The organism is Arthrobacter sp. 2YAF22_2 (genome assembly GCF_052114645.1).
Classification (GTDB): Bacteria; Actinomycetota; Actinomycetes; order Actinomycetales; family Micrococcaceae; genus Arthrobacter.
The window spans coordinates 1-3700 of record NZ_JBFRFD010000377.1; the positions used below are offsets into that span (position 1 = coordinate 1).

The following is a 3700-nucleotide window of genomic DNA, read 5'->3' on the forward strand; positions in this document are numbered from 1 at the left end:
CTGGTAGGCCCGCCGGGCAGCCGCATCGTGGCGCCGGCCCAGGGCCGCCAGTTCGCGCTGCATCTTGAGGTAGCTGGCCCAGCGGCGCCCGTCCAGGGCACCCGAGGCGAGGGCGGCCTGGACGGCACAGGCGGGTTCGCTGCCGTGCGCGCAGTCGGCAAACCGACACTGATCGAACAGCTGCTCCAGATCGCCGAACACCTCGTCCATGCCGTCCTCGGCGTCGAACAGGCCAAAGCCCCGCACCCCGGGCGTGTCCATCAGCACCGAGCCGCCGGACAGCGGAACCAGCGCACGGGAGGTCGTGGTGTGCCGGCCCTTGCCGTCGCCTGCCCGGACCGCACCCGTTTCCTGGGTCTCGAACCCGACGAGCGCGTTGATCAGGGTGGACTTTCCGGCGCCCGAGGGGCCAAGCAGCACGATGGTCGCTCCCGGCGGCAGATGCGCCAGCAACTCGTCGAGRCCGTCGCCYTGCTCGGCGGAGGTGGTGACCACGTCCACGCCGGCTGCCTGTACCATGACCTGCCCGACGACGTCATCCGCCACCTCCGCGAGGTCGGCCTTGGTGATCACCACCAGCGGAATGGCGCCGGAATCCCAGGCCGCGACCAGCGTCCGTTCGAGCCGGTTGTGCTTAAGCGGGCGGTCCACCGGAACGACGACGCCGACGATATCCATGTTGGCGCCCAGCACCTGCGCCTCAGACGACCCTTCGAAGGCACGCTTGCGGCTCAGCTCGGACCGGCGCGGCAGCACGCCCGCGATGATCGGCTCGCCCGCCGCGTTGCTGCCGAGCCACACCCAATCGCCGGTGGCCGGGATAAGTCCCGACCGGGGATAGGGCAGCCGGGCTTGGCCGTCCTGGTCCGCGACCAGCACGCGGTTGCGGTCCACCCGGACTACCCGCCCGGCGCCGGTGCCGCCGGGGACGGGATTGGCGGTGAAAAGTTCCGTAACGGCCTCGGTGAACCCGAAACGGCACGGCCCCTGCAGGCCTGTTTGTTGCTTGCGCAGAATAGTCAATGGAAACCCTTTGATGGGCCCCGGATGCGCGTTTGCCTACTGCGGTCGAGAACGACCCGTCAGCTATGAGGGCTAGGAGATGCGTGACGCCGGGGCAGGAATAATGACTTGGTTTGGGTTGTGCGCTGCGCGCACAGTTCCGTTGCGTTCATTGGTTCCACCTCCCCGGCTCCCTGGCGGCCTTACCGGCCGCGGTTTCTTTAGGGTAACCGCCCGCGGCGCGAGTGGCCAGAAATTGTTTCCGCGAGGGCCCGGCGGGTCAGGAGAGCTTGCCGTCGAGCGGCCGCTCGCGGTAGAGCCGGAGGGCTGCGTCCACGAGCGAGACGCGGTTCAGGCCGGCCACCTCGGCCAGCGGAATCCAGGCCGCGTGGGTGGTGCTGCCGCCTACCTCGTGCCGCAGTTCCCCGCCCGTGATGCTCGCTTCGTAGACAAGCCGGAGGGACTGAAAGTCGCGCTGGCCGCCGTCGAGCCGGGCCTCGGCCGGCCAGTGCCCGACGTCGATCCCGAGCAGGGAGCCGATCGCGGCCCGGTAGCCGGTCTCCTCGTAGATCTCGCGGCGGCAACCATCCACCGGATGCTCGGCAAGGTCGAGGCCGCCGCCAGGCAGTGTCCAGCCCTCGCGGCCGCCCTGCTTCCAATACGCCAGCAGGAGGGAGTCGTCCCGGATGATGATGCCGTAGGCGGCCGGGCGGGTGTCGAATGGCAAAGTCATTGATCCAGCGTAGCCTCGCGGCGCCGGCCCTGGCTCCGGCCGCAGATCCGGCCCCGGCCCTGGCCCTGGCGGCTCAGTCCTGCTCGGCCACGAGCTGCAGCACCCCAAACACCGGCTCCTGCTGCAGCACCCGGACATCGGTGATCCCGGCGGCGGCCAGTGCCCCGCGGAATGCTGCCTGCAGCCGCGGCACGTTCATGCCGAGCCCGCTGCCCAGGATGACCGGCCCCTCGATGCCTAGCTGCCTGACCGTCTGTTCCGCGAGGCCCGCGAGGTCGCGGCCGGCCTGGTCGATCAGCGCCCGGCTCGGAATGTGGCCCGCGTCGGCAGCCTCTACGACGAGCCGGGCGCGTTGGGCCCAGAAGCGTCGTCCGGTGTCGGGTGAATGGAACAAGGCGATCAGCTTGTTGGGGTGGTCCACGCCGCAGGAGTCCAACAGTGCCCAGGTCAGGTCGTCGGGTTGGAGGCCCTGGTTCATCCGGCGCAGGCTGTGCCGCACGGCCTCCCGGCCCAGCCAGTAGCCGCTGCCTTCGTCGCCGAGCAGGTAGCCCCAGCCCCCGGCGCGGGCTTCCTGGCCCCGGCTGTTCTTGCCCCATGCGGCGGAGCCCGTGCCCGCGATCACGGCCACGCCGGTGCTGGCACCGCCGGCCGCCAACAGGAGGCGTGAGTCGTGGACAACGGTGATTTTGGCCCCTGGCACGTGCGGGGCGATCAGCGCGGCGAGCGCCGCGGCGTCGTCGTCGGTGTCGATGCCGCCGGCTCCCGCGTACACCTGGTCGACGCTTCCCCCGCCGATCCGGGCGAAGAGCTCCGCCAGGTTGCGGGCCGCTTCCTCCGGCGTGACGTTCTGGACATTGGCACTACCCACTGATTCGTCCGCCACCGGCGCACCGTCTTCGAACCGGACGCCGCGGGTCTTGGTGCCCCCGATGTCGAGCCCGATCACGGTGCCGGCAGCGGCGGAGGAGCGGGCGCCCGGCGGGGTGGGGATGTCAGAATGAGTCACCGGACCAGACTACTGAACGACCGACAGGAGCGAGCAATGTCGCAGGACATCTTCGGCACCCGGATCATCGCGGCGCCAATGGCCGGAGGGACCTCCACGCCCGCCCTCGTGACAGCCGTGCACTCCGCAGGCGGCCTCGGCTTCCTGGCCGCGGGCTACAAGGGGGTTGCGGGGATGGAGGCGGAAATCCGCGCCACCCGGGACGCCGGAGCCCGGTTCGGCATGAACGTGTTCGTCCCGGACCGCGCCCAGCTGGCGCCTCCCCCGGCCGTGCTGGCGGAGCTGGAGGAATACCGGCAGGAACTGCGGGCCGATGCCCTGCGGTACGGCGTGGAGCTCACACCGCCGCGGCTCGATGATGACGATGACTGGCAGGGCAAGATCGATGCCCTGCTGGCGGATCCGGTGGAACTGGTCAGTTTCACCTTCGGGCTGCCCGGCCCGGACATCGTCCGTGCCCTGCAACGGGCCGGGTCTGCGGTGCTTGCCACTGTCACCACCACGACCGAGGCCAAGCAGGCGGCCGAGCAGGGCGTGGACGCACTGGTGGTGCAGCATGGCTGCGCCGGCGGCCACAGCGCAGCCTTCTTGCCGGGCGCCGCCGCTGCGGGTTCCCCGGTACCGGCCACGACGGCGGAGCTTGCCGCGGCGGTGCGCTCCGCCGTGGCCCTCCCCCTCGCTGCGGCCGGCGGGATCATGGACGCCGCGGGCCTGGACAGCGTGCTCGGCGCCGGGGCGCAGGCCGCCCAGCTGGGCACGGCCTTGCTCCGCGCCAACGAGAGCGGGGCCCGGCAGTTGCACAAGGACGCCCTGGCCAGCCCGCACTTTACCCGGACCGCGCTGACGAGGGCGTTCACCGGACGGGCCGCCCGGGCACTGGTCAACGAATTCGTCCGGGACCACCCCGACGCCCCCGACGCCTACCCGGCCGTGCACCACCTCACCGCCCCGTTGCGCGC

The 3700-nt window shown here is 71.2% G+C and carries 4 protein-coding genes; 1 reads left to right on the top strand and 3 read right to left on the bottom strand.

From position 1 onward, the window contains the following. The 3 genes from rsgA to AB4Y86_RS14280 form a co-directional block, all read right to left on the bottom strand. A partial coding sequence (rsgA, locus tag AB4Y86_RS14270) for a ribosome small subunit-dependent GTPase A (protein WP_441402860.1) occupies positions 1–1023 on the bottom strand: 1023 nt, incomplete at its 3' end. 259 nt (positions 1024–1282) lie between these two features. After that, on the bottom strand, positions 1283–1735 hold the full coding sequence (locus AB4Y86_RS14275) for an NUDIX hydrolase (protein ID WP_441402861.1): 453 nt from the start codon (positions 1733–1735) through the stop codon (positions 1283–1285). 73 nt (positions 1736–1808) lie between these two features. Beyond that, positions 1809–2741: an N-acetylglucosamine kinase gene (locus AB4Y86_RS14280; RefSeq protein ID WP_441402862.1), complete on the bottom strand. Its 933-nt coding sequence runs from the start codon at positions 2739–2741 to the stop codon at positions 1809–1811. Between the two features lie 36 nt (positions 2742–2777). Between AB4Y86_RS14280 and AB4Y86_RS14285 the strand changes: the two genes are divergently transcribed. Then, positions 2778–3700: nitronate monooxygenase (locus AB4Y86_RS14285; protein ID WP_441402863.1), on the top strand; the 923-nt coding region annotated here is incomplete at its 3' end.

Coding starts and splice junctions, on each gene's coding strand:
- AB4Y86_RS14275 (WP_441402861.1), bottom strand. CDS start 1,735: ATGACTTTGCCATTCGACACCCGCCCGGCCGCCTACGGCATCATCATC.